General features: G+C 52.8%; 27 protein-coding genes. 19 read left to right on the top strand and 8 right to left on the bottom strand.

Annotated features, from left to right (window positions below):
* Positions 1-43 precede the first annotated feature (43 nt).
* From ACVX3G_RS15210 to ACVX3G_RS15200, 3 genes are read left to right on the top strand one after another with little or no spacing between them, the layout of a single operon-like run.
* Positions 44-1,102 (top strand): phosphotransferase family protein, encoded by a 1,059-nt coding sequence (locus ACVX3G_RS15210; RefSeq protein ID WP_011230532.1) that lies wholly within the window; start codon positions 44-46, stop codon positions 1,100-1,102.
* Positions 1,103-1,111: 9 nt separating this feature from the next.
* On the top strand, positions 1,112-1,894 hold the full coding sequence (locus ACVX3G_RS15205) for a 2-phosphosulfolactate phosphatase (RefSeq protein ID WP_014195328.1): 783 nt from the start codon (positions 1,112-1,114) through the stop codon (positions 1,892-1,894).
* Positions 1,891-2,865: a quinone oxidoreductase family protein gene (locus ACVX3G_RS15200; protein ID WP_014195329.1), complete on the top strand. Its 975-nt coding sequence runs from the start codon at positions 1,891-1,893 to the stop codon at positions 2,863-2,865. Before ACVX3G_RS15205 ends, ACVX3G_RS15200 begins: the two co-directional genes overlap by 4 nt.
* 300 nt (positions 2,866-3,165) lie before the next feature.
* Here ACVX3G_RS15200 and ACVX3G_RS15195 read toward each other — a convergent pair whose 3' ends face one another.
* Positions 3,166-4,323, bottom strand: coding sequence for an aminotransferase A (locus ACVX3G_RS15195; RefSeq protein WP_014195330.1), 1,158 nt, complete (start codon positions 4,321-4,323; stop codon positions 3,166-3,168).
* Positions 4,324-4,478: 155 nt separating this feature from the next.
* On the bottom strand, positions 4,479-4,706 hold the full coding sequence (locus ACVX3G_RS15190; RefSeq protein WP_011230536.1) for an IDEAL domain-containing protein: 228 nt from the start codon (positions 4,704-4,706) through the stop codon (positions 4,479-4,481).
* 189 nt (positions 4,707-4,895) lie between these two features.
* Here ACVX3G_RS15190 and corA point away from each other — a divergent pair, with 189 nt between their 5' ends.
* The 5 genes from corA (at position 4,896) to ACVX3G_RS15165 (ending at position 10,851) form a co-directional block, all read left to right on the top strand.
* Positions 4,896-5,894: a magnesium/cobalt transporter CorA gene (gene corA, locus ACVX3G_RS15185; RefSeq protein ID WP_020278637.1), complete on the top strand. Its 999-nt coding sequence runs from the start codon at positions 4,896-4,898 to the stop codon at positions 5,892-5,894.
* Between the two features lie 76 nt (positions 5,895-5,970).
* Positions 5,971-6,621 carry a glycoside hydrolase domain-containing protein gene (locus ACVX3G_RS15180; RefSeq protein WP_011230538.1) on the top strand — a complete coding sequence of 217 codons (651 nt, stop codon included), beginning with the start codon at positions 5,971-5,973 and terminating at the stop codon, positions 6,619-6,621.
* 173 nt (positions 6,622-6,794) lie between these two features.
* Positions 6,795-8,423, top strand: a complete 1,629-nt coding sequence (locus tag ACVX3G_RS15175) for a diguanylate cyclase (RefSeq protein WP_479454553.1) — start codon at positions 6,795-6,797, stop codon at positions 8,421-8,423.
* Positions 8,420-9,445, top strand: a complete 1,026-nt coding sequence (locus tag ACVX3G_RS15170; RefSeq protein ID WP_014195332.1) for a HEAT repeat domain-containing protein — start codon at positions 8,420-8,422, stop codon at positions 9,443-9,445. Before ACVX3G_RS15175 ends, ACVX3G_RS15170 begins: the two co-directional genes overlap by 4 nt.
* Positions 9,445-10,851 (top strand): glycosyltransferase family 2 protein, encoded by a 1,407-nt coding sequence (locus tag ACVX3G_RS15165; protein WP_033007559.1) that lies wholly within the window; start codon positions 9,445-9,447, stop codon positions 10,849-10,851. The genes ACVX3G_RS15170 and ACVX3G_RS15165 overlap by 1 nt, the downstream gene beginning before the upstream one ends.
* A 151-nt stretch (positions 10,852-11,002) precedes the next feature.
* Here the strand turns inward: ACVX3G_RS15165 and ACVX3G_RS15160 are convergent, their stop codons facing one another.
* A complete protein-coding gene (locus tag ACVX3G_RS15160) occupies positions 11,003-11,437 on the bottom strand; it encodes a YkyB family protein (RefSeq protein WP_014195334.1) in 435 nt (144 codons plus the stop codon).
* A gap of 68 nt (positions 11,438-11,505) precedes the next feature.
* Positions 11,506-12,375: a metallophosphoesterase gene (locus ACVX3G_RS15155; protein ID WP_011230543.1), complete on the bottom strand. Its 870-nt coding sequence runs from the start codon at positions 12,373-12,375 to the stop codon at positions 11,506-11,508.
* A gap of 143 nt (positions 12,376-12,518) precedes the next feature.
* Between ACVX3G_RS15155 and fadH the strand changes: the two genes are divergently transcribed.
* The 9 genes from fadH (at position 12,519) to ACVX3G_RS15110 (ending at position 19,136) form a co-directional block, all read left to right on the top strand.
* Positions 12,519-13,286 carry a 2,4-dienoyl-CoA reductase gene (gene fadH, locus ACVX3G_RS15150; RefSeq protein WP_011230544.1) on the top strand — a complete coding sequence of 256 codons (768 nt, stop codon included), beginning with the start codon at positions 12,519-12,521 and terminating at the stop codon, positions 13,284-13,286.
* A gap of 216 nt (positions 13,287-13,502) precedes the next feature.
* A complete protein-coding gene (locus tag ACVX3G_RS15145; RefSeq protein ID WP_025039139.1) occupies positions 13,503-14,720 on the top strand; it encodes an EAL domain-containing protein in 1,218 nt (405 codons plus the stop codon).
* 48 nt (positions 14,721-14,768) lie between these two features.
* Positions 14,769-15,002 carry a hypothetical protein gene (locus ACVX3G_RS15140; RefSeq protein WP_011230546.1) on the top strand — a complete coding sequence of 78 codons (234 nt, stop codon included), beginning with the start codon at positions 14,769-14,771 and terminating at the stop codon, positions 15,000-15,002.
* 125 nt (positions 15,003-15,127) lie between these two features.
* Positions 15,128-15,331 carry an antirepressor AbbA gene (gene abbA, locus ACVX3G_RS15135; RefSeq protein WP_013145903.1) on the top strand — a complete coding sequence of 68 codons (204 nt, stop codon included), beginning with the start codon at positions 15,128-15,130 and terminating at the stop codon, positions 15,329-15,331.
* A gap of 102 nt (positions 15,332-15,433) precedes the next feature.
* Positions 15,434-15,907 (top strand): cyclic-di-AMP-binding protein CbpB, encoded by a 474-nt coding sequence (gene cbpB / locus ACVX3G_RS15130; RefSeq protein ID WP_011230548.1) that lies wholly within the window; start codon positions 15,434-15,436, stop codon positions 15,905-15,907.
* A 196-nt stretch (positions 15,908-16,103) separates the two neighbouring features.
* Positions 16,104-16,814: a 2,3,4,5-tetrahydropyridine-2,6-dicarboxylate N-acetyltransferase gene (dapD, locus tag ACVX3G_RS15125; protein WP_011230549.1), complete on the top strand. Its 711-nt coding sequence runs from the start codon at positions 16,104-16,106 to the stop codon at positions 16,812-16,814.
* Between the two features lie 59 nt (positions 16,815-16,873).
* Complete coding sequence (locus ACVX3G_RS15120; protein ID WP_011230550.1) at positions 16,874-18,007, top strand: N-acetyldiaminopimelate deacetylase; 1,134 nt, start codon at positions 16,874-16,876, stop codon at positions 18,005-18,007.
* 55 nt (positions 18,008-18,062) lie between these two features.
* Entirely contained in the window at positions 18,063-18,305 is a 243-nt protein-coding gene (locus ACVX3G_RS15115) for a YkuS family protein (protein WP_011230551.1), read from the top strand.
* A 168-nt stretch (positions 18,306-18,473) separates the two neighbouring features.
* Positions 18,474-19,136 (top strand): potassium channel family protein, encoded by a 663-nt coding sequence (locus ACVX3G_RS15110; RefSeq protein WP_011230552.1) that lies wholly within the window; start codon positions 18,474-18,476, stop codon positions 19,134-19,136.
* A 71-nt stretch (positions 19,137-19,207) separates the two neighbouring features.
* Here ACVX3G_RS15110 and rnjA read toward each other — a convergent pair whose 3' ends face one another.
* From rnjA to ACVX3G_RS15095, 3 genes are all read right to left on the bottom strand, one after another.
* Positions 19,208-20,875, bottom strand: a complete 1,668-nt coding sequence (gene rnjA / locus ACVX3G_RS15105; RefSeq protein ID WP_011230553.1) for a ribonuclease J1 — start codon at positions 20,873-20,875, stop codon at positions 19,208-19,210.
* Positions 20,872-21,087 (bottom strand): DNA-dependent RNA polymerase subunit epsilon, encoded by a 216-nt coding sequence (locus tag ACVX3G_RS15100; RefSeq protein ID WP_011230554.1) that lies wholly within the window; start codon positions 21,085-21,087, stop codon positions 20,872-20,874. The genes rnjA and ACVX3G_RS15100 overlap by 4 nt, the downstream gene beginning before the upstream one ends.
* A gap of 146 nt (positions 21,088-21,233) precedes the next feature.
* Positions 21,234-21,368, bottom strand: coding sequence for a hypothetical protein (locus tag ACVX3G_RS15095; protein WP_014195339.1), 135 nt, complete (start codon positions 21,366-21,368; stop codon positions 21,234-21,236).
* A gap of 176 nt (positions 21,369-21,544) precedes the next feature.
* On the opposite strand from ACVX3G_RS15095, the gene ACVX3G_RS15090 reads away from it, so the two are divergent.
* Positions 21,545-22,327, top strand: a complete 783-nt coding sequence (locus tag ACVX3G_RS15090; protein ID WP_020278630.1) for a Cof-type HAD-IIB family hydrolase — start codon at positions 21,545-21,547, stop codon at positions 22,325-22,327.
* A 52-nt stretch (positions 22,328-22,379) separates the two neighbouring features.
* Here the strand turns inward: ACVX3G_RS15090 and def are convergent, their stop codons facing one another.
* Positions 22,380-22,934: a peptide deformylase gene (gene def / locus ACVX3G_RS15085; RefSeq protein WP_014195340.1), complete on the bottom strand. Its 555-nt coding sequence runs from the start codon at positions 22,932-22,934 to the stop codon at positions 22,380-22,382.
* A gap of 527 nt (positions 22,935-23,461) precedes the next feature.
* Here def and pdhA point away from each other — a divergent pair.
* Positions 23,462-24,571, top strand: coding sequence for a pyruvate dehydrogenase (acetyl-transferring) E1 component subunit alpha (pdhA, locus tag ACVX3G_RS15080; protein WP_014195342.1), 1,110 nt, complete (start codon positions 23,462-23,464; stop codon positions 24,569-24,571).
* The last annotated feature ends 2 nt before the right edge of the window (positions 24,572-24,573 follow it).

Raw genomic sequence — 24,573 nt, 5'->3', positions numbered from 1 at the left:
GCGGCATGGCGCGCTTGAATTGTTGACCAAGGGGGAGAGGGAGATGACAGCGATTATTCCAGTGCGCAAGGGGGAAGAACTGCCGGCAGGGAAGCTGGCCAAGTTTTTGCGCACGGTGCTGCCGGACATGCCGGATGGGGAGCTCGAGATCCAGCAATTTTCCGCCGGCCGGTCGAATTTGACGTATTTGCTCCGCTGTGGGGAGTGGGAGGCGGTGCTGCGCCGGCCGCCGTTTGGCCCGGTGCCGCCGAAAGCGCACGATATGAAGCGGGAGAGCACGTGGCTTTCTGAAATCCATCCGCTGTTCCCGCTCGCCCCGAAACCATTCTATTTTTGTGAAGACGAATCGGTGATCGGCAGTCCGTTTTTCGTCATGGAGCGGCGGCATGGCGTCGTGATTGACAGTGATTTTCCCGATGGCATCACTCCGACGGAGGAGGTTTGCCGTGGCATTTCCGAGACGATGGTCGAGACGCTTGTCCGTATCCATCAAATTGATTATACGAACACACGCCTCGTTCAGATGGTAAAGCCGGATGGGTTTATGGAACGGCAAGTGCACGGATGGATCCAGCGCTATGAGCGGGCCAAGACGGATGATATTCCGGAAGCCGAGGCGCTGATGAAGTGGCTCGCTTCTCATATTCCACCGCAGCGCGAAGCAACCGTAATCCATTACGATTTTAAGCTGAATAACGCTTTGTTTGCCAAAGACGACATCACCAAAATGGTTGGGCTGTTTGATTGGGAGATGTCGACGGTCGGGGATCCGCTTGCCGATTTGGCGGTGGCCATGAGTTATTGGATTGAGGAAGACGATCCTCCACTCATTAAAAGTGGGTTTGGCCGCGCGCCGGTCACCGTCCGTCCCGGTTTTTATACGCGCGAACAGTTTATTGAGGCATATGCCAAAAAAAGCGGCCGTGATGTGTCCGATATACACGTTTATTTAACGTTTGCCTACTTTAAATTAGCGGTCATTTGCCAGCAAATTTATTACCGCTACCGCCGCGGACAGACGAACGATGAGCGGTTTCGCCATTTTGGCCAGTTTGTCGAAGCGCTCATTGAGCATGCATGGCAGCTGGCGACAGGACGGTGAGGCGGCGTGATGACAAAAGTGCATGTCGTGCTGCGCAAAGAAGACATTGATGAGATGGCGCTTGCTGATCGAAAGGTGGCTGTCGTGTTCGATGTTTTGCTTGCCACCTCGTCGATTACAGCAGTTCTCTCTGCCGGCGCTCGTTCGGTGATCCCGGTGCGCGATGCCGAGGAGGCCAAGGAGATCGCGCTTCGCTTGCCAGAGGGCAGCTATGAGCTCGTCGGCGAATACGAAGGGCGGACGATCGCCGGTTTTCATCCGCCGGCGCCGCTGTTTTTGCAAACGGTTTGTCCAGGGAAAACAGTCGTGCTATCGACGACCAATGGCACGGTGGCGATTCGCAGAGCTCAGCCAGCCCGTGCGGTGTACGCGGCGAGCTTGCTGAACAGCCCGGCGGTCAGCGAGCATATTTGCCGTTTACATCAGGAAGAGACGATCATTGTGATTTGTTCCGGCTCGTCGGGCCGTTTTTGCCTAGAAGACTTTTATGGCGCCGGCTACTTTGTGCACTGCTTGATCGAGCAAGGGATCAACGCGGCGGAGCTGTCCGACAGCGCGACGGCCGCATGGTTCTTTTACCGGCAATATTCAGATGAAGGAAAGGCGAAAGAAGTGTTGTCTGCCTCGCGCGTCGGCCGTTGGATGACGGCGTACGGCTTGGAAAAAGAAATCGACTACATCAACCGGCACGGGTCGCTTTCTGCCGTTCCAAAACTTGAGCTGGGGCCGTTCGGCCTGGAACTGCGCAATATGGCGTCGACAAAAGTAACGAAAGAGGGGATATCGCCATGAAATTTGTCCAATTCGTTGAATACGGTGGACCGGATGTCTTGCGTGTTTGCGAAGGCGAACGTCCGAAACCCACGGGGCGGCAAGTCGTGATTGAAGCTGAAGCGATCGGCGTCAACTATGCGGATACAGCCCGACGGGAAGGCCGCTATGTTGTGCCGACGCCGCTTCCGTTCATCCCTGGGACGGAAGTGGCCGGCGTTGTCCGTGAAGTTGGTCCGGAGGTGCAAACGGTCCTCCCGGGGCAACGCGTCGTCGCGTTGATCGAATCCGGCGGCTACGCTGAGTTTGTCGCCGTCGATGAACGGGCGGTCGTGCCGCTTCCGGATGGAATGGATGCCCGGCAGGCGGCGGCCTTGCCGGTGCAAGGGCTAAGCGCCTACCATATTCTCAAAACGATGGGCCGCTTGGAAGAAGGGGAGACGGTGCTCGTTCATGCCGCAGCCGGCGGCGTTGGGACGATTGCCGTCCAATTGGCGAAACGGTTCGGCGCCAAAATGGTCATCGCCACGGCAAGCACGGAGGAAAAACGAGCGCTCGCCAAACAGCTTGGCGCTGATGTCACCATTGATTATACAAAAGACAGCTGGGCTGCGGACGTGATGGAGGCGACCGGTGGGCGCGGCGTCGATGTCGCTTTGGAAATGGCGGGCGGCGATGTCTTTCATCAGACGCTCGATTGCCTTGCTCCGTTCGGCCGCCTGGTCGTATATGGGGCGGCGAGCGGGGAAATGACGCGTCTCAATCCAGTCCGGCTGATGGCGAAAAACTGGTCAGTGATCGGCTTTTTCTTGCCGCAAATCATGAAAAAGCGGGCGTTGTACGAACAAAGTTTGCGGGAATTGCTCGCGTGGGTGCAGGAAGGAAGCCTGAAGCTGATGATCGGCGGCGTCTACCCGCTTGAGCAGGCTTCTGAAGTGCATCGGCTGCTGCAGGGGCGGAAAACGCATGGCAAGCTATTGCTTGTGCCATAAGTAAAGAAGAGGGGGCTGACCCAAAAGGCTGTCTGCCTTCAGGGTAGACACAAAATATAGTGCGGAAGAATCGATTGCGGAAATGAGAGTGAAAACAAGGAAAATTCGTAGACACAAAATATAGTGCGGAAGAATCGGTCAGTGCGTATATATAGAGACGAAAGAGGGTGTCCCGATCCTTTTGGGACACCCTTTTCTTGTATATTCCCCTAAAGCCAATGGTGAACAAAAGTCGAAAGAAAAGCAGCCTTTTTCTTATGGGGGCATGGCGGCCTAAACCGATACGATTTTTGAAAACCGTTACGGTCTGCGGCGCTTCGTTTGGATATACCGCTCGAGCCGGTCAAGCCCTTCTTTGAGCACATCGAGCGAATAAGCGTACGACAGGCGGACATGGCCTTCACCGTATTCGGAAAAGGCGCTGCCGGGAACGAGGGCGACCCCGGCGTTTTCGACGACATCGAGGGCAAAATCAAACGAAGACATGCCAAAGGCGGCGATTGACGGAAACAAGTAAAAGGCTCCATCCGGCTTCTCAACCGGCAGCCCCATGGCGGTGAGACGATGATAGGCATACTCAAGCCGTTCGGCGTAAGCGGCGCGCATCGCCTCGGCGTCGTGTTTGCCGGCGGTCAGCGCCTCCACCGCCGCTTTTTGGCTGATCGATGACGTGCACGAGACGCTGTATTGGTGCACTTTCACCATTTGTTCAACGGCGAACGCTGGAGCGAAGACAAACCCGATGCGCCAACCGGTCATGGAGTGCGATTTGCTTAAACCGTTGATGACGATCGTCTGCTCCGGCAGCCACTCGGCGATCGAGTGATGGCGTCCGTGGTAAACGAGCTCGCTGTAAATTTCATCGGAAACGATCCAAATCGGCCGTCCTTTCAAAAGGGAAGCGATGTTCTCAAGCTCTTCGGCTGACAGCGCCGTCCCGGTTGGATTTGATGGGTATGGAAGAACGAGGCAGCGCGTCTTTTCCGTCAAATAAGGCGCAATGAGCTCAGCCGACAGACGGAAACCGTTTGGCCTTGTGTCGATGTACACCGGTTTCGCTCCGCACAGGCGGATGAGCGGTTCATAGCCAGGATAGACGGGTGCGGGAAGAAGCACTTCCGTCCCTTCCTCCAAAATCGTGCGGAATGCGATATCGAGCGCTTGGCTGGCGCCGACGGTGGCGATGACTTCGTCCGGCGTGTAGCGAAGGCCGTACTTGTCAGCGACGAATTGGCAAGCCGCCTGGCGCAGTTCCAGCAGGCCGGCGTTCGCCGTATACGTCGTGAAGTCGGCGGCAATGGCTTCTTGGGCGGCTGCTTTTACATGATCAGGCGTCGGAAAATCCGGCTGGCCGATTGTCAAGGAAACAAGCCCCGGCCGTCCGGCGACGAGATTGAAAAATTGGCGGATGCCTGATAGCTGAATCGCTTGAACGCGTGGCTGAATGAGGTGTCTCACGTGTTGTCCACCTTTCCGTTTTTTTCTCTATTGTACCATCCATGCCGAAAAACGAAAAAACAAAAATGAGCCCCTTTCCGTTCGGACCGTTCCTGCACACGGAAATGGGCTCATCCTGTCATAGACGATTCACACTCCAACATTGTTCGCTCCTTTTACGCGCCGTATTTTTTCAACAGGTCGTTATATTGGGCGGAAAGCTTGAAAAACAACGGCTTGTTGCCGGCCGCGAGCGCTTCATCAATTTGTTCCATCAGTTTTTTTCTTTGAAACTGGAAGATCGCTTCTTTCAGCACTTGTTCGGCCATCGGCCCGTAGCTGCTTTTTTCTTCCGGCTGGTTGAACAAAACGGCGCCTTCATTCGGGTATTGTTTTTCGTACATGATTCAGTCCCTCCCATATGGGAACGAAACAGTTCCCTTTCTTATATTATCGTCGTTTTTGATGCTAATGTAAAGAAAATTTAGATAAATATTTTTTGTCAATTTTTTCTCTACATGATTTTTATACCCGTTTTTTGTTGGGACTTAACAGTTTTTCGGTTATGATAAGAGGAGAACAAGGCAAAGGTGATGGCGATGATTCGCACGTGTGTCGTGACAAAAGAATTTGAGATTTTGTATGATGTTGACTTAACGCTTGTCAACAGCCCGGACGTCTCATGGTATTGGGTTGACTTTCATGAGCCGACGGATGAGGAATCGGCGCTGCTCGCCTCCTTTTTCCGTTTTCACCCACTGGCGATTGAAGACTGTCTCGAATATGTGCAGCGGCCGAAGCTCGATTTTTATGACCGCTACTTGTTTGTTGTGCTTCATGCCATTGCCGGAATGACGCTGGAGGCTGAGGAAGTCGATTTGTTTGTCGGGCAAAATTTCATCGTTTCGTTTCATAAGTCGGCCATTCACGCGGTCGATGAGGTGTGGGAGCGATTGAAGCATGAAGAAGATGTTCAGCAGGGGCCGTTTCACGTCATGTACCGGCTGATCGACAAGCTTGTGGATGATTATTTTCCACCGCTTTACCATATTGAAGACGTGCTGAACGATTTAGAGGAGAATACGAACAATGAACCGATTCACGACATTATTGAAAAAGTGTTTGACATCCGCGGCGATTTATCGAAGCTGCGCCGAACGATCGTGCCGATGCGCGACTTGTTGTACCGCATCATCCATTCCGACCGGCTGCAGCGCATGAAAGAACGGCAGCTGTACTTTCATGACATTTATGATCATTTGCTGAAGCTGTCGGAAATGATTGAGACAAACCGAGAAATTACCGCGGATATCCGCGACAGCTATTTATCGCTCAACTCGAATCGAATGAACAATATTATGATGACATTTACAGCCATTACGACCATTTTCATGCCGCTCTCCTTTATTGCCGGCATTTATGGGATGAACTTTGATTATATGCCTGAATTGCACTGGAAGTACGGATACTTTGTTGTATTGGCTGCCATGGCGGTGATCGGCATGACGATGTTCGTCTGGTTTAAGCGCAACGGCTGGTTTCAGTTGTTGAAAGGCGACTGGGCGAAGGAGGAGCGGGAGCGCCGCCAGTAGCCGTATAAAACGGGCTGTTCCCCTCATATATATAATTACATAATGACGGCAGCGTAAGCGCGAAGGAGGGGAACCGATGGCAAGAGGAATTTGGGGAGTCGACTCGGCGCAAGCCGTAACGGATCAGCTGTTTCAATGCGTGCGGACGGAGCTTGGCTATCCGAAATTTTGGGGCCGTTATTTGTCGGAAGTGCCGAACGTGTCCGAAGGGTTGACACGCGACGAGATCGCCCGCATCCGCAGCTATGGCGTGAAGGTGCTGCCGATTTATAACGCCTTCCGCGAAGCGGTCGGCTATGCGAACGGTCAGGTGGCGGCGCGCAACGCGGTGTTCCATGCGCGGCGGCTCGGCATTCCGAAAAATAAACTGCTGTTTGCCAACATCGAAGACTTTTTCGCTGTGGATGCCGCTTGGATCGCTGCTTGGGTGGAAACGCTCTATCCGACCGGATACCGGCCGGGGCTGTACGCGGACCCGACGAAAGGGGATTTCGCCGCTGCCTATTGCGAGGCGGTCAGCCGGAACAACCAAGTGGCGGTGCAGGCGGTCATTTGGAGCGCCGCACCAAGGCCGGGAACGACGAAAGAGCAGAAAGCGCCGCGCTATCAGCCGGCTGCCCCGCCTTGCAGCGCGAATGTCTGGGTGTGGCAGTACGGGCGTGATGCAGAAGTCTGCCCGGTTGACACGAATTTAGCTGACCGACGCCTATTGGACTTTTTGTATTGAACAAAGCCGTTGCAAAAAAAGGCAGCGGCTTTTTTATGCGGCTGGGAAATTGTTGGCTGTTGCGCGTCTTTTCTTTTAATTTTTTTGCTTGGATCGATTATATTAGTAATAGGAAAAAAGGAGGATGTCAGTCGGTTGGGGAAAACGGAACGATGATCGAAAGGAGAGGGAATATGGATCGATCTGTCGCCTCACTGTTGGATCGCATCCATGAACAATACGAACGATGGAGGACGGGACCGCCGCTTGACGGTGTGGAATTGGCCCGATTTTTCAATGCTGTCGGCCGGACGGCGGCGGTGATTGGCCTTAGCGACATCGCTGCTGAAGCAGAGCGGCTCATTCACCGGTTGAACGGCCAAACGGAACGGCAATGGACAGCGGAGGAGGCGCTGATGGAGATGGTTCCTCTCCTTCGCTGCTTCTATGAAGCCGGGGAAGCGGCTTCTGCCACCATTCCCTCTTCGCACCGCCAAGGGCCGAAAGCAGCGATTCTCCTCTGTGGAAATGATCCCCTGTTTTTTGCTTACGTCCGCGGCGCCCTGCAAACCGTGCCATGGCGTTTCACGACGATTCCCTCCCTTGAGCAGGCGGCCGCGTCGATGTTTCGTCTCAGCCCGGATTGCATCATCGTCAGCGTGAAGGAGGGAGAGTGGGAGAATCCGGACTTGACGGTTTTGCTTGAGCGCGCCGGACAGCGCCCCTATCTTCCTGTTGTCATTGTGAGGAGAGACGAGGGCAAAGAGGGGCGGTTGAAAGGTTATGAGCTTGGCGCGGATGATGTCATCACCACCCCAGCGGCAGATGAGCTGTTCGTTCGCGTTCGCCGGCTCATTGAAAAAAAACGAAAAATCGATGACCTTGTGCTCATTGACGAATTGACAGGTGTGTACAACCGGAAGTATTTGCCGCGGGTATACGCCCGCCTTCGGAGCGACCTCGAGCGTTACGGAGCGCCAAGCTGTTTGGCGTTGCTTGATTTGGACCATTTCAAACAAGTCAATGACCGTTTCGGCCACCTTGCAGGCGATGCGGTATTGCAAAAGCTGGCTGCCTTTTTGCGCCAACATACACGTGGAGTGGATACCGTCGTTCGCTTTGGGGGCGAAGAGTTTGTCGTTTGGCTGGCCAAAACGTCCAAAAGCGAGGCTCGTGCAGTGCTTGAGCGGCTGCAACGCCAGTTCGCCGCCGAAAAAATCGAGGCGGATGGCGCACTTCTATCATGTACGTTTTCCGCCGGCCTGGTTGAGTGCGATGAACCGGATCGGCCGCTTGACTATTGGCTGCGTCTGGCCGACAAGGCGCTGTATGCGGCGAAACGAGGCGGCGGCAATCGGATCGAAGAGGCGGCGCGTGAGAAAAGCGGTTCTTCGGATGAGGCCCCAAGCCAAGCATCAACGGATCGGCGGCGATGGGCGATTGCCATCGTAGACGACGATGAACTCGTGCGGATGATGATTGCTGATCTTGTCCGCAAGCTCGTCAATGAGCAGGGGAGGAAAGCAGACATTTACGAGTTTGGCGACGGCCTTTCGTTTCTCGAATCTCCGTTTTATCAAAGCGGGCGGCAATCTGTCGTCATTTTGGATCGGGTGATGCCAAAAATGGACGGCCTTGAGGTGCTGAACCGCCTCCGTCAAGAGCGAAAGCCATACAAGGTGATGATGCTGACGTCGCGCCAAGATGAGCGGGATATTGCCCATGCGCTGAACCGAGGAGCGGACGAATATGTGACAAAGCCGTTCAAATGGCTTGAACTTGAGGCGCGGCTGCGCCGGCTGCTGAAGGAGCTGGATGAGTGATGGCGCTGTTGGTCGTCTTCACGGCAGCAATCGCTTTGTTTGCGGTGTTGATCGTTTTGTTCCTCTATCTCGTGGTGCGCAAATGGCGGGAAAACCGGCGCCAAGCCCGGCTGCGAGTTTATAAGGAACGGCATCGGCTTTGGTTGCTTCGGTATCTGCTCGGCGAGGAGGAACAGATGCTTTTGCCGGCTTCCCCTCTTGAGCGTGAAGCGATGATGGAGCTTCTTGACCATTTTGCTTCACTCTTGAACGGAGAGCAAGTGCAGGAGCGAATTCGAACATTGGCGGAGATGCATTTCCAAGGATGGCTGCATCGAAGGCTGTCAAGCCGTCATTGGAGCGAGCGGATGAACGCGCTGTTTTTGATCGAGGATTTGCAGGTGAAGGCGATGCTGCCGGAGATGGAGCGGCTGTATCGCTCCAACCGGGTGACGAAAGGTGAGGCGGCGAAACTATTGGCCATTTTCGCCCAATTTGATTACAGCCCAGTGATTGCATATGTGCTCGAACCGAAATATAAGTTAACGGAGTTTTCCTATCGGGTCATTTTTGGCCATATGAGCGAGCGGCTTCTTCGACAGGTGGAACAGCGATTTGATGAGCTGCCGCGGGCAGGGAAATGCGCGTTCATCGATATGATCGGCATCCGCCGACGAGGGGAGCGATCGTTTTTGCTGGAGCTGTTGACATCAGATGAGTTGGAGCTTCGTGTTCGCGCGCTTAAGGCGATGGCAGAAATTGGCGTGTCGATTGAAGCGACAAAGCTGGATCGCCACTTGCGCTCGCCGCATTGGCAAGAGAGGCTGATGGCAGTCCGTCTCGCCGGAAAATGCCGCGAAGAACGGTTGCTTCCCTTGCTCTATGAGCGGCTGGCCGACCGTTCATTCGCCGTTCGTTCGGAAGCGGCTGCCTCCATCGTGCGCCTGCCGGGCGGCCGGGCGATGCTGCATAAAGCGGCGTGCACAGCGGAGGACCGTTATGCCCGTGACATGGCGAAGCAATGGATTGGAGAGGAGGGGTGATGGTGGAAGGGGGGCAAGCGTTTCTATCGGCTATCGGGCATGTCGTGCTCATTTATATGGCTGTCGTTCTCGCCTTTTATACGTTTTTGCTTGTGGTAGCTTTCATTCACTTGCGCCGCACTCGTCGTCTTGACGATTGGGAGCCGTATGAAGAATTGCTCGATGCCAGCTACGCAAAACCGATATCGATTCTTGTTCCAGCTTATAATGAGGAAGCCGGCATCGTTGGTTCGGTTCGCTCACTGCTAGCCATCGAATACCCGGAGTATGAAGTCATTGTCATTAATGATGGGTCGACTGACAAGACACTTAAGCGGTTGATCGATCATTTTCATCTGAAGCCGGTCTATCGCGTCATTCGCCGTCAGCTGGCGGCGAAGGAAATCAAGGCGGTTTACCAGTCGCCCGATTACCCGCATTTGTTTGTGCTGGATAAAGAAAACGGCGGGAAAGCCGATGCATTGAACGCCGGAATCAACGCCGCCCGCTATCCATACATTTGCTCCATCGACGGCGATTCTGTTCTTGAGCGGCGCGCGTTTTTGAAGGTGATGAAACCGATGCTTGAATCCGACGGAGAGGTCATTGCTTCTGGAGGGACGGTCCGGATCGCCAATGGCTGTCGGATTGAACGCGGTGAAATCGTCAAGGTCGGTTTGTCGCGGCGGCCGCTTGTCATTATGCAGACAATTGAATATTTGCGTGCGTTTTTGCTCGGCCGCCTCGGCTTAAGCCGCCATAACTTGCTGCTCATCGTTTCTGGGGCATTCGGCGTTTTTTTTAAGCCGTGGGTGATCGAAGCAGGCGGATATACGGATACAGCTGGAGAGGATATGGAACTCGTTGTGCGCCTGCATCGACTGGCGCGCGAAAAAAACGAGGAGAAAAAAATCATCTATATCCCCGACCCGGTTTGCTGGACAGAAGCGCCGGAAACGTATGGGGATTTGCGGAGGCAGCGGCGGCGCTGGCATCGCGGGCTTTTGGAAAGCTTATGGATGCATCGATCGATGCTATTCAATCCAAAATATGGCTCAATCGGCCTTCTTTCGCTGCCGTATTTTTGGTTCATTGAGCTTCTTGGTCCGATCGTTGAATTGATGGGCTATATTGTCGTTGTTTTCTCCTTATTTCTCGGAAACTTGTACGTCGAATTCGCTCTTCTTTTGCTGACGGTTTCGGTTTTGTACGGTTCGCTGTTATCAGCAGCAGCCGTCTTGCTTGAAGAGTGGACTGAGCGGAAGTTCCCGAGCATCTCTGATTTGGTGAAGCTGTTTTTCTTCGCGTTGACTGAGACATTTTGGTACCGTCCGCTTACCGCTTGGTGGCGGTGCGAAGGGGTGATCGACGCTGTTCGCCGGAAAAAGCAATGGGGGAGCATAAAGCGAAAAGGAGTGTCGGTGTAAACATAGGTAGAGAATAGAGCGAAAAGGGTGCGCCTCGGCTTGACGAATCAGTGCATGTCTCCCCAAGTGATCGTGATCGAACCCAAAGAGGAATATTCACGAAAACATGATGAATTGAAAGAGAAAAGCCAGGTCACGGCTCGGCGTCCGCTTAATAGCGGTCGCCGAGCCGTTTAAATACGGGTCTTGTCAGCCGTTTCGGCTTTTGTTCCGGCTTTTCCTTCAGTCCGGTGTAGGCGATGAGAATGGCTTTTGCCTCTGACAGCGGCATCCGAGCTGGAGGGTTGCGGTATGAATCGTTGAGAGAGCCAAGGTGCGGAAGGGCGGCGAAATCTTGTTTTGTCGGTGGGATGTGGAAGTAGTAGTCGCCGACGGCGACAAGCACGTCGGATTGCTGTTGGCTGTATCTCGGATTGCGGGAAAAATGGAGGCCCACTTTTTTCGCCTTGCCCTCCTCAAGCAGCTTCTCGATCGCTTTTTTCTTCAGAAGATAAAGAAACGAAGGGTTCAATGCTGTTTTGGCATGGCGGTTGACGGTAAAAATCGCTTTGGCAATATTGTCGACCGTCAATTGCACCGGTTTCATCGGCATGTCTCCTTTTTTCTTTCTATTATAACATAGGAAGCGGTGTTGTTGCCCGGTTTGTCCTACTTCTATCCGGGGGTAAGCGAAAAAACGGTCAACTCCGGCGGAGCGAAGAAGCGAAGCGGCACCCTTGTTGTGCCAAGGCCGCGGTTGACGTACAACAAGAGTCCGCCGACGTGGTAAAACCCTTCATAATACCGCTCAGACAACGGCGGCGTGATGAGCGGTCCGATAAACGGCAACTGAATTTGCCCGCCGTGGCTATGGCCGGAGAGTTGAACGTGAATAGGGAAGCGGCGAGCCTCAATGGCACCGTCCGGCTCATGAACGAGGGCGATCGTATATGTCGCCCGCGGAATGCCGTTCGTCATTTTCGACCAGTCCGGGCGTCCGAGCATCATATCGTCGCTGCCGGCGATAGCGATCGCGTCATGGCCGCGCCGGACGAGTGCATGCTCATTGACGAGAACGCGGAACCCGGCTCGTTCCATCAATCGACGGTAAATATCTGTCCCGTAGCCGCCGTGATCATGGTTTCCGTAAATACAAAATTTTCCAAGAGGAGCACGGACGCCAGCCAACGCCTCAGCGACCGCGTTGACGTGCGGATACCGGTTCGCCTCATGGAGCAGATCACCTGTGAATACGACGAGATCGGGCCCGAGTTCGTTGATGCGGCCGATAATGCGGTAAAAGCGTTTCAAGCCGTAATAATGGCCGAGATGGAGATCACTGAACTGCAGCAGCTTGACGCCGGCAAACGACCTTGGGATCAGCGGATGCGACAGCGCATGGTGCGTCACGGTCAGCTCGGCTGGCTCAATCCAGCGGGCGTATCCAGAGGCGGCTGCCATCGCCAGCGCTGCGCTGAAACTTGTGCGCGCCAGCTTTTTCAAAAAGGCGCGCCGGCTTAGTTTGGTTGTTTCGATATGGTGCATCGTTTCGCCGTCCTTTCACAAGCAGCTTTATTATAACGAAAAGAGAGGGAAAAGGACAATAGGAGGACTAAGATGTTCGAATATTCCACTATTTTATGATATGATAAAAATGAATGAGTAATCAGTCATAGGAGGAGAAATGGATGAACGGAAAAGTGATCATTGTGACCGGCGGGTCGAGCGGAATGGGGAAATATATGGCGAAGCGGTTTGTTTCTGATGGGGCCAACGTCGTCATTACGGGAAGGCGGGCCGAGGCGCTCGAAGAGGCCAAGCGGGAAATCGCCGCGCCGGATGGAGGGAAAGTGCTTACGATCCCGATGGATGTGCGCAACCCGGAACAAGTGGCGCACATGGTGGAGCGGACTGATGCGGAATTCGGCCGCATCGATGCCCTCATCAACAACGCGGCTGGCAATTTCATTTGCCCGGCGGAAAAGTTGTCGATCAACGGCTGGAACAGCGTCATTAACATTGTGTTAAACGGCACGTTTTACTGCAGCCGGGAAGTCGGCAACTACTGGATTCAGCGCGGCTTGAAAGGGAACATTATCAACATCGTTGCGACATATGCCTGGCATGCCGGCGCCGGGGTCATTCATTCAGCGAGCGCCAAGGCTGGAGTGCTGGCAATGACGCGCACGCTTGCTGTGGAATGGGGGAAAAAGTACGGCTTCCGCGTCAATGCGATCGCTCCCGGACCGATTGAGCGGACCGGCGGGGCGGAGCGGCTTTGGGAATCAGAGGAAGCGGAGCGGATGACGTTGGAAAGCGTGCCGCTCGGGCGGCTCGGGACGCCGGAAGAAATCGCGGCGGTCGCTTCGTTTTTGCTTTCGGATGAAGCCGCTTACATTAACGGCGCTTGCATCACAGTCGACGGCGGCCAATGGCTGAACCGGCGGCCGTTTTAATCAAATTTGCCATAAAGCAAGATGGTCCTCACCCAAAAGGGATTGCAGGCGGTATTTCTTCATTTATCGCGGGCAACCGGCTCATTGCACGCAACGGCCTTTGTCACAAGCGGATTCCCTGCTGTCAGGGGAGCCGCTTTTTTTACGAGTCAGGAACGATTGGGCAATTATGCTATAATAAAGGCAAAGATGGTCGATGGGGATGAGGTGAACACGATGGATGCATTAGACGTGATGGCCAACTTGCCGCAAGTGATTCCGCACTATCAACCGATTTTCAGCGCCGATGAGCATGGGGTCGTCGGCTATGAAGTGCTCGGTCGGTTTCAAACGGAAACAGGGCCGGTCAGCCTTGGGCCGTTTTTTCACGATGAAACCATTCCAGAAGAATTTCGCATCGAAGTGGATGATGTGATCACGAAAAAAGCGCTCGACTATTTTCTGTCGCTTGATGATCAAACGCTGCTCATTTTTTTAAACCGCGACGCCAACTTGCTGATGCTTGACCGCGGCGAGTCGTTTTTGCAGCTGCTTCTCTCCTATGAAGCGAAAGGGTTGGCGCCAAGCCGCATCGTTTTGGAAATCAACGAGCAGCATTTCAAGGGAGACGTCGATCAGCTCAGCCATTTATTGACGTATCTTCGTACATACGGCGTTAAAGTGGCGGTCGACAACATCGCCGAACATAGCATTCATCTTGAGCGAATCGGCGTCTTGTCGCCTGACATTTTAAAAATCGATTTGTGTGAATTGCGGAAAACGTCCGTTCATCAAGCATACCAGGAAATCGTTCACTCGATTTCGCTGTTGGCGCGCAAAATCGGAGCGACGCTCCTGTATGAGGACATCGAAACGTCATTTCAGCTTCAGTATGCTTGGCGGCATGGCGGCCGCTATTATCAAGGGTATTATTTGGCCAAGCCGGCGCCAGAGGTTGTGCCGCGCGATTTGTTGAAAGACTTGCTCCGCCAAGAGTGCCATCGCTTCATCCAGCAGGAAAAGAAAAAGCTTGAAACGCTGTATCAAATTGCTGAGCAGTTTCAGCAGCGGATCAGCGCGCTGCTTGGCAAATACAAAAAAGCCGCCGATTTTAACGAGCTCATTTCCCTGTTGGCCGGCGAGCTCGACGATGTTTGCTTCCGCATTTATGTTTGTGATGAGGACGGCTTCCAGCAGTCGGGCAATATGTTCAAGCGCGGCGGCCGGTGGGAGCTTCAGCCGCAATATTATATGAAAAACTGGAGCTGGCGCCCGTATTTTTTGGAAAACATTATTCGCATGCGCTCGCGCCGAAGAGGGATTTTGTCCGATTTATACACGGATATTGAAACAGGGGAAACGATCCGGACGTATTCGTATCCGATCGATGAGCGCCATTACTTGTTTATTGACTTGTCGTACAGCTATTTGTTTGAGCATGACGCCCATTATTGACTGCATAAAATCGCCTCATTGCGGCAAAGTAAACATGAGGTGAAACTTATGGCACAGTTAACTTTTGTGTTATCCGCCCTCTCTGTATTGATCGCGGTCATTGGGTTCGTCTATACGGTTCGCCTCGGACGCCAACAGCGTTGGCAAGGGGAGCTTGACGGGCCGATTCCGAAAACGGTCGAGGAGCATGCCTACTTGCGCAACCCGGTGTTCCTCGCTTACGTACTCGCTGTCTTGCTCGCCATTTTTGCCATTGGTTATTTGGCGTTGCGCTATTATTGAAAAAAAGGCCATTCCATTCATATGGGTGGCCTTTTTGCCTGTCCGCAAATGACGCTTTTTTCCACGACTTTTTTCCTTTGCCGGCGAATATATATGGAAGCGGAAGAGGCAAAGGGGGAATGGAGATGACGAAGCGGCTGCCGACAAGGCTGTCGGGCGAGGAAGCGGCGTTATTGCTTGACGTTTTGTTCAGCCAGCAATATGCACTCGAGCTCATCCGCTCCGAGCTGGCGGATATCGAAAACGGAGACAAGGAGGTCGATGAACACCGGTACCGGCAGCTGTTGCGTTTATACGACCGACTGTTGACAGAGGAAGAGGAAGGATAAAAATTGTTGTGCACTATCGCTATCGCAGGAAGCGATAGTCTTTTTTATGGTATGATAACAATGTGGAGAGGAGAAGATGCAGAAGAAAGGCGGAACATCGGCATGACATGGGAACACAATGAATTCATGCAAATGACTGTCAAGCCATTTCTGATTCCGGCGGATAAAGTGGCGCATGTGCAGCCGGGAAATTATTTGGATCATGCGCTGCTCGTCCTGACGAAAACCGGCTATTCAGCGATTCCAGTTCTCGATACATCGTATAAACTGCATGGGCTCATCAGCATGACGATGATGATGGATGCAATTTTAGGATTGGAGCGCATCGAATTTGAACGTCTCGAGACGATGAAGGTCGAAGAAGTGATGAACCGAAACATTCCGCGCCTGCGGCTTGACGACAGCCTGATGAAGGCAGTGGGGCTTATTGTCAATCATCCGTTCGTGTGTGTGGAAAATGACGACGGATATTTTGCAGGCATTTTCACTCGACGGGAAGTACTGAAGCAACTGAATAAACAGCTGCACAGGCCTAATGGCGGCCGGAAGCTAGGCCGAAAAGAGGCTGAACAATGAGCAGAAAGATAATCGTGTGCAATAACAAGAGCAGCTGGCTTTGGCTGATCAGTTCGGAAGCTGCGTGGCAACTTCCGCAAGTGCAAGCCTTCGAGAAGATATTTACAGCATTTTGCTCGATGAATTTGTGCTTGTCACAATGATCTCTGTTTTGCTAAAGTAAAAAAGAATACAGGTGTAAAGGAGGATATCGCCCATGAAGATGATGGACGCCAATGAAATCATTTCCTTTATTCAAAACAGCAAAAAATCGACACCAGTCAAAGTATACATAAAAGGGGATCTCGAAGGCATCGATTTCGGCTCAAGCGCCAAAACATTTATCACGGGCAACGTCGGCGTCGTGTTTGGCGAATGGCAAGACATTCAAGCGGCAATCGAAGCGAATCAAGACAAAATCGAGGACTATGTCGTCGAGAACGACCGCCGCAACTCGGCCATTCCGCTCCTGGATTTGAAAGGCATCAAGGCGCGCATTGAGCCGGGCGCCATCATCCGCGACCATGTCGAAATCGGCGACAACGCCGTCATTATGATGGGAGCGGTCATCAATATCGGCGCCGTCGTCGGCGAAGGAACGATGATCGACATGAATGCGGTGCTCGGCGGCCGGGCGACGGTCGGGAAAAACTGCCATATCGGCGCCGGCGCGGTGTTGGCAGGCGTGATCGAGCCGCCATCAGCCAAGCCGGTCGTCATTGAAGACGATGTGCTCGTCGGGGCGAATGCCGTTATTTTGGAAGGCGTCACGGTCGGCAAAGGAGCGGTTGTGGCTGCCGGCGCCGTTGTTGTCGAAGACGTGCCGCCGTATACGGTCGTGGCCGGTGTGCCGGCGCGCGTCATTAAGCAGATCGACGAGCAAACGCGGGCGAAAACGGAGATTAAGCAGGAGCTTCGCCAATTATAATCATCATAAAAGCTGTCCCTTCACACGAGGACAGCTTTTTTGCCCATGGAGGAGAGACGATGTCTGCAATCAGCCCATTTGTCGCCATTCGCCGCGACTTGCATCAAATTCCGGAGCTTGGGTTTCAGGAGTTTAAGACGCAGCAATATTTGCTTCGCTATATCCAGTCCCTGCCGCAAGAGCGGCTTCAAGTCCGGACGTGGAAAACGGGGATTTTCGTCAAAGTCAACGGAACATCGCCGCGCAAAACGATCGGCTACCGCGCCGATATGGACGGGCTGCCGATTCGCGAGGAGACCGGCTTGCCGTATCGGTCGAAACATGAAGGGCGCATGCACGCGTGCGGCCACGATGTGCATATGAGCATCGCTCTTGGTGTGCTCACTCATTTTGCTCATCATCCACTGAAAGACGATTTGCTGTTTGTATTCCAGCCGGCCGAGGAAGGACCGGGCGGAGCAAAGCCGATGTTAGAAAGCGACATCATGCGGGAATGGAAGCCGGATATCATCGTCGCCTTGCATATTGCGCCGGAATATCCCGTCGGCACGATTGCAACGAAAGAAGGGTTGCTGTTTGCCAATACGTCGGAGCTGTTTATCGATCTGAAGGGGAAAGGTGGCCACGCGGCGTTTCCGCATTTAGCGAATGACATGGTCGTCGCCGCCTGCGCATTGGTGACGCAGCTGCAGTCGATCGTCGCCCGCAACGTCGATCCGCTCGACAGCGCGGTCATTACGATCGGAAAAATTGCCGGCGGGACGGTGCAGAACGTCATTGCGGAGCACGCCCGGCTCGAAGGAACGATTCGGACGCTGTCGACTGCAGCGATGCAGAAGGTGAAGCGGCGGATTGAAGCGATCGTGCATGGCATTGAAGTCGCATACGAATGTGAAGCATCCATCGATTACGGTGCCATGTACCATGAAGTGTATAATGATCCGGATCTGACAGCGGAATTTATGAAGTTTGCCAAGGCGCACGGCGGCGTGAATGTGATCCGTTGCAAAGAAGCGATGACTGGCGAAGATTTCGGCTATATGCTGGCGGACATCCCGGGTTTTATGTTTTGGCTTGGCGTCGCCTCACCATATGGGCTGCACCATGCAAAACTGGCTCCGAACGAGGAAGCGATCGACCGCGCCATCGCGTTTTTAATCGACTATTTTTCATGGAAAGGAAACGCAGAATGAAGTATAGTTCCGCCTCTAGCAACACACATTAATGAGTGTGAGGAGGTGGATTGTGATGGCGAAAATTGGTGTTGAGCCATCGTTGACGGACGTACAGGAAGCGTTGAAAGAGCGAGGATATGACGTTGTGCCGCTCCGAGGGGAGCAAGACGCAAGAGGCTGCGACTGCTGCGTCATTACCGGCCTGGACGCCAATATCGCCGGCATTCACAACATCGTGACGTCCGGTCCGGTCATTGAAGCGAGCGGGCTCACCGCAGAAGAGATTTGCCAAAAAGTCGAAGAAAAACTTCGCTGATGACGAACGTTCGGGCTGTGTGCGCTGGCAGCCCGCTTTTGGGCGAAATGGCAAAATCGCATAGCGTAAAGGAATGGTGGAAAAGGAACGAAGAACGTTTTCGTTCCTTTTTCTTTTTTGCTAAAATAAGGGGAGAAACAATGCTTGATCAACGATGGAGGAGTGTCAATGAAAAAGAAACAGTTTGCCGTCATCGGCCTCGGGCGCTTTGGCGGCAGCATCTGCCGGACGCTGAGCGAACAAGGGATGGAAGTATTGGCCATCGATATTGATGAAGACCGGGTAAACGAATTTGCGTCGATCGCTTCGCACGCCGTCGTCGGCGACACGACCGATGAAAACGTGCTGAAAAGTTTAGGCATCCGCAACTTCGACCATGTCATTGTCGCGATCGGCGACAACATCCAGGCGAGCATTTTGACGACCCTGATTTTAAAAGAGCTCGGCGTCAACCATATTACGGTCAAGGCAACGAACGATTACCATGAGAAAGTGCTGAAAAAAATCGGCGCTGACCAAATCGTGCATCCAGAACGGGACATGGGCGAGCGGATCGCCCACAACTTGATTTCCAACAACGTCCTAGATTATCTGGAGCTGTCGGACAAATACAGCATTGTCGAAATCGTGGCAAGCGAGCGGCTTGACGGCCATTCGCTTTTGGAGCTTGACATCCGCGCCCGCTATGGCATCAACATCGTCGCCATCAAGCGTGGAACAAGCGTCATCGTCTCCCCGCTCGCCTCGGAAATCATCCGCAAAGGCGACGTGTTGGTCGTCATCGGCGCTGACAGCGACATTGACCGGTTTGAGGAAAAAGTGGTCGGTTGACGGCTGGCAGGCGGCCTGTGCATGATGATGACGGAAAAAGGGCATCCTTTTACAAGGACGCCCTTTTTTCTTTAGATTTCCATGATGATCGGCAAAATCATTGGCCGCCGTTTCGTCCGCTCGTACAAGAACGGAGCGAGCGTTTCCGTAATTTCGTTTTTGATCTCCGACCATTGGTTCGTTTTCCGTTCCAGCACTTTTTCGAGATGCTTGGAGATCAACACTTGCGCTTCGCTGATTAAGTCACCGGACTCACGCATATAGACGAAGCCGCGAGAAATAATGTCCGGGCCGGCGGCGATTTTGAACTCTTTCATGTTGATGCTGACGACGACAATCACGAGCCCTTCCTCAGACAAAATGCGGCGGTCGCGCAAGACGATGTTGCCGATGTCGCCGACACCGCTGCCGTCGATGTAGACGGAGCCGGACGGGATCTTGCCGACGATGCGCGCTTCTTTGTCGCTGATGCCAAGCACTTCGCCGTTGTCCATAATAAAGCAGTTTTCCTCCGGCACGCCGCAGTCGATGGCGAGCTTGGCGTGCATTTTTTGCATGCGGTATTCGCCGTGGATCGGCATGAAATATTTCGGCTTCATCAGCCGGATCATCAATTTTTGTTCTTCCTGCCCACCGTGGCCGGACGTATGGATGTCGTTGAGCGGGCCATGGATGACTTCTGCGCCGGCGCGGTACAGCATGTTGATTGTCCGGTTGACGCTCACCGTGTTGCCCGGAATCGGCGATGAGGAAAAGACGACCGTGTCGCCTGGGATGATTTGAATTTGCCGGTGCGTGCCGTTGGCGATGCGCGACAAGGCGGCCATCGGCTCCCCTTGGCTGCCGGTGCATAAAATCGTCACCCGGTTGGCCGGCAGGCGGTTGATTTCGTTCGCGTCGACGAACGTGCCTTTCGGACATTTGATATAGCCGAGGTCTTGTCCGATCTCAATCGCCGCTTCCATGCTTCGACCGAAGACAGCGATTTTTCGGTTGTTGGCGACGGCTGCTTCCGTCACCTGTTGGAGACGGTGGATGTTTGATGCAAATGTGGCGAAAATGATGCGTCCTTCCACCTTGCGGAAAATGTCGTGAATGCTTTCACCGACGCGCCGCTCCGACATCGTAAAATGCGGGATCTCGCTGTTCGTGCTGTCCGACAGCAGGCAAAGAACTCCTTCTTTCCCAATTTCGGCCATTTTTGTCAAATTGGCCGGCTCGCCGACCGGCGTAAAGTCGAATTTAAAATCCCCAGTGTGAACGATTTGCCCGACTGGCGTTTTCACAACAATACCGTAGCTGTCCGGAATGCTGTGTGTCGTCCGGAAAAAGGTGACGGCCGTTTTTTGAAAGCGGATGACATCGTCTTCGCGAATCTCAATGAGTTTCGCTTGGCGCAACAATCCATGTTCCTCAAGCTTATTGCGAATCAGCCCAAGCGCTAATTTGCCGCCGTAAATCGGGATGTTCACCTGCCGGAGCAAATACGGAATGCCGCCGATATGGTCTTCGTGCCCGTGGGTGATGAACAGTCCTTTCACTTTGTCCGCGTGCTTCACTAAATAGGAGTAGTCTGGAATGACATAGTCGATCCCGAGCAGCTCATCTTCCGGAAACTTAATGCCTGCGTCAATGACAATGATTTCGTCTTGGAATTGTACGCCGTATGTATTTTTTCCAATTTCACCCAGTCCGCCGAGGGCAAAAACGCCAACTTGCTGATCTGTCAACAGCTTCATGATGAAATCTCCAATACTTGAAAGTTCGGGCTTTTCTTTTCGTATTCTAGATGCGCTCCCTCTAACGGCTGAATATACTCAATATTGATCGGACGGCCTTCGAGTTTTCGGCGTACATCCCGCTCTGATTCTGCTTCGATGTAGAGTGTTTTCGTTTTTTCTCTCACGGGCGCCTCGTCTGCGTTTTCTTGGTAAAACACTTTGAAAATCATCGTGAAATCTCTCCTTATCGTACAATGGTTGCTCTATCTATTATATAAGAATGTAACTTTCTTTTCATGTATTTTGTTGCCAAAAGCAAAAAACAGGCGTGAGATGTGCCGACGATATGCATCATCTTTGACGAATGTTGCCCGCTTTATTCGCCAAAGTGGGAAAGAAGCCCTTCGAATGGAAGGGCTGTTGTTGTAACGGTCAGGCGATCAATTTTTTCCGGAGCAGGTCTTTCCACTGTTGAAGCAGCTTTTTTTTCAGCTTTTTCAACATGTTTCATCACTCCTTACCTTTTATTGTACTCATTTTGCGGCGAAAGTAAATGTTCTATTATATATGATATGTAGGCGGAGGTTTGTTTTTCATGGGTAAAAATGGAACAGATCGTGCCTCTTGGTTGACATTCCGGGCGTTTTTCAGTACGGTAGACAATGAACAATTTTTTAACAAGGGGAAGTGAACGTGGGCAGAAAAATCGTCTTTTTCGACATCGACGGCACGCTTCTTGATGAGCAAAAGCAGCTGCCGCTGTCAACGATCGAAGCGGTTCGCCGCCTGAAGCAGTCGGGCGTTTATGTCGCCATCGCCACCGGACGCGCTCCGTTTATGTTTGAGCATGTGCGCAAACAGCTTGGCATCGATTCGTTCGTCAGCTTCAACGGTCAGTACGTCGTTTTTGAAGGGAACGTGTTATACAAGCAGCCGCTCCGGCGCGAGAAAGTCAGGGCGCTGACAGAGGAAGCCCACAAAAACGGCCATCCGCTCGTCTTTATGGATGCGGAGAAAATGAGAGCGAGCATCGGCGACCATCCGCACATCCACGTCAGCATGGCGAGTCTAAAATTCGCCCACCCGCCTGTCGATCCTCTTTATTATGAGAACAAAGACATTTATCAAGCGCTTCTGTTTTGCCGCGCCGAGGAAGAAGAACCGTATGTGCGCAACTATCCCGAATTTCGCTTCGTCCGTTGGCATGACGTCTCGACGGATGTGCTGCCGGCAGGGGGCTCGAAGGCGGAAGGCATCCGCATGATGATCGAAAAGCTCGGGATCGATAAGAAGGATGTGTACGCGTTCGGCGACGGATTGAATGACATTGAAATGCTCTCGTTCGTCGGAACCGGGGTGGCGATGGGCAACGCCCATGAGGAAGTGAAAAGGGTCGCCGACTTCGTTACGAAACCGGTCGATAAGGAAGGCATTTGGTACGGATTGAAACAGCTGCAGCTCATCCGATAAAAAGCGGCCTTGGCCTTTTCGGCGAGGCCGCTCGCCATTGACAGCGGGCTTTTTAGCGCCCGATTGGAATCGCCCCGTCCGGCACTTGAAACGGGTCATCGGGGTTGATGCGGTCATAGAACATAATGCCGTTTAAATGATCGATTTCATGTTGGAAGACGATGGCCGGCAGCCCTTTCAAGCGCAGTGTGACTTCTTCGCCGTCGATCGTCGTCCCAGTGACCGTGATGCGGGCATAGCGCGGCACATACCCTGGCACGTCGCGGTCGACCGACAGGCAGCCTTCCCCGGTCGTCAAGTAACATTGCTGGACGGAATGGCTGACGATTTTCGGATTGAACAAGGCGTAGCTGTACAGCGTCCCGTTTTCATCGGTGATATGGACGGCGATCATCCGCTTTGAGACGTTGATTTGCGGGGCGGCAAGGCCAATGCCGGGCCGCAGGCCGTATTTAGCTGCCAGCTCCGGGTCTTGGCTCATTTTCACGTAGTCAAGCAAGCTTTGCAAAATGCGCTTATCTTCCTCTGAAGGCGGCAACGGAACGGGTTCGGCGATTTTCCGCAATGTCGGGTGCCCCTCTTTGATGATGTCCTTCATCGTGATCATTCGCTTCGTTCACTCCCTACGTTTGGCATCGCTGTCTATCGTTTAGTCTAACAAAATGAGCATCGATCGTAAATAAAAACGCAACCGCACGAATATATTATTCGAGTATAAGGAAAACAATAAGACAAATTCGAGAAAACGTTTTCATTATCTTGTCAAGCCACTGTGTGTTTTATATTTTGTGAAAATATAATACAGAACTCATACAGATGGTGAGGAATGTAATATAACAGTTTGTGGGCGGAATATTGCCAATTCCAATTTCACCCAAAAAATAAAGCGAAAAAACATGAGAAATCAAAGTCGTTGACGGTTGATCCAAGAACGTGTAAACTAAAACTTGCAAATGCATATTGTACTAATTCAGTCTTGAAAAATAGTGAAACAGATTTCGGCGCCTTTGTTGCTTGTGTTGGCGCCGGATGGCGGCCGTTTTTTATTTCTCTTTCATTTTGGGTACATTAATAGTATATGGGCGAATGTATTCTCATTTCTAAAATTTCTAATGAAAGGCAGAGGTGAATAACATGGGTGTGAAAACCTCCCAGTTTCGATTTGCGGAGCAGCTCGAGAAAGTAGCCGAGCAGTTCCCGACGTTTCAAATTTTGAATGAAGAAGGCGAAATCGTCAACGAAGAGGCGATGCCGGAGTTAAGCGATGAGCAGCTGAAAGAGCTGATGCGCCGCATGGTGTATACGCGCATACTCGACCAGCGCTCCATTTCGTTGAACCGCCAAGGCCGACTCGGGTTTTACGCGCCGACCGCCGGGCAAGAAGCGAGCCAAATCGCCAGCCATTTTGCGCTTGAGAAAGAAGATTTCATTTTGCCGGGATATCGCGACGTTCCGCAAATCATTTGGCACGGGCTTCCGCTTTATCAAGCGTTTTTGTTCTCGCGCGGCCACTTTCATGGCAACCAAATTCCTGAAGGCGTCAACGTCTTGCCGCCGCAAATCATCATCGGCGCCCAATACATTCAAGCGGCCGGCGTGGCGCTCGGCTTGAAAATGCGGGGCAAAAAGGCGGTGGCCATTACATATACCGGCGATGGGGGCACATCGCAAGGCGACTTTTATGAAGGGATCAACTTCGCGGGGGCGTTTAAGGCACCGGCCATCTTTGTTGTGCAAAACAACCGCTTTGCCATCTCGACGCCAGTGGAGAAGCAAACGATCGCCAAAACATTGGCGCAAAAAGCGGTCGCTGCCGGCATTCCGGGCATTCAAGTCGACGGCATGGATCCGCTTGCGGTCTACGCCGCGGTGAAAGCAGCCCGCGAACGCGCCATTAACGGCGAAGGGCCGACGCTCATCGAAACGCTTTGCTTCCGCTACGGTCCGCACACGATGTCCGGCGACGATCCGACGCGCTATCGTTCGAAAGAACTCGAAAACGAATGGGCGAAAAAAGACCCGCTTGTCCGCTTCCGCAAGTTTTTAGAAGCGAAAGGTTTATGGAGCGAAGAGGAAGAAAACCGCGTCATCGAGCAGGCGAAAGAGGACATCAAGGAAGCGATCAAAAAAGCGGACGAAACGCCGAAACAAAAAGTGACCGACTTAATCAGCATCATGTTCGAAGAGCTGCCGGCGAACTTAAAAGAGCAGTATGAAATTTATAAAGAGAAGGAGTCGAAGTAAGC

This window comes from Geobacillus sp. PLS 41 (genome assembly GCF_056494105.1).
Note: the sequence above shows the minus strand (reverse complement) of the source record. Positions and strands in the feature narration are given on the sequence as shown.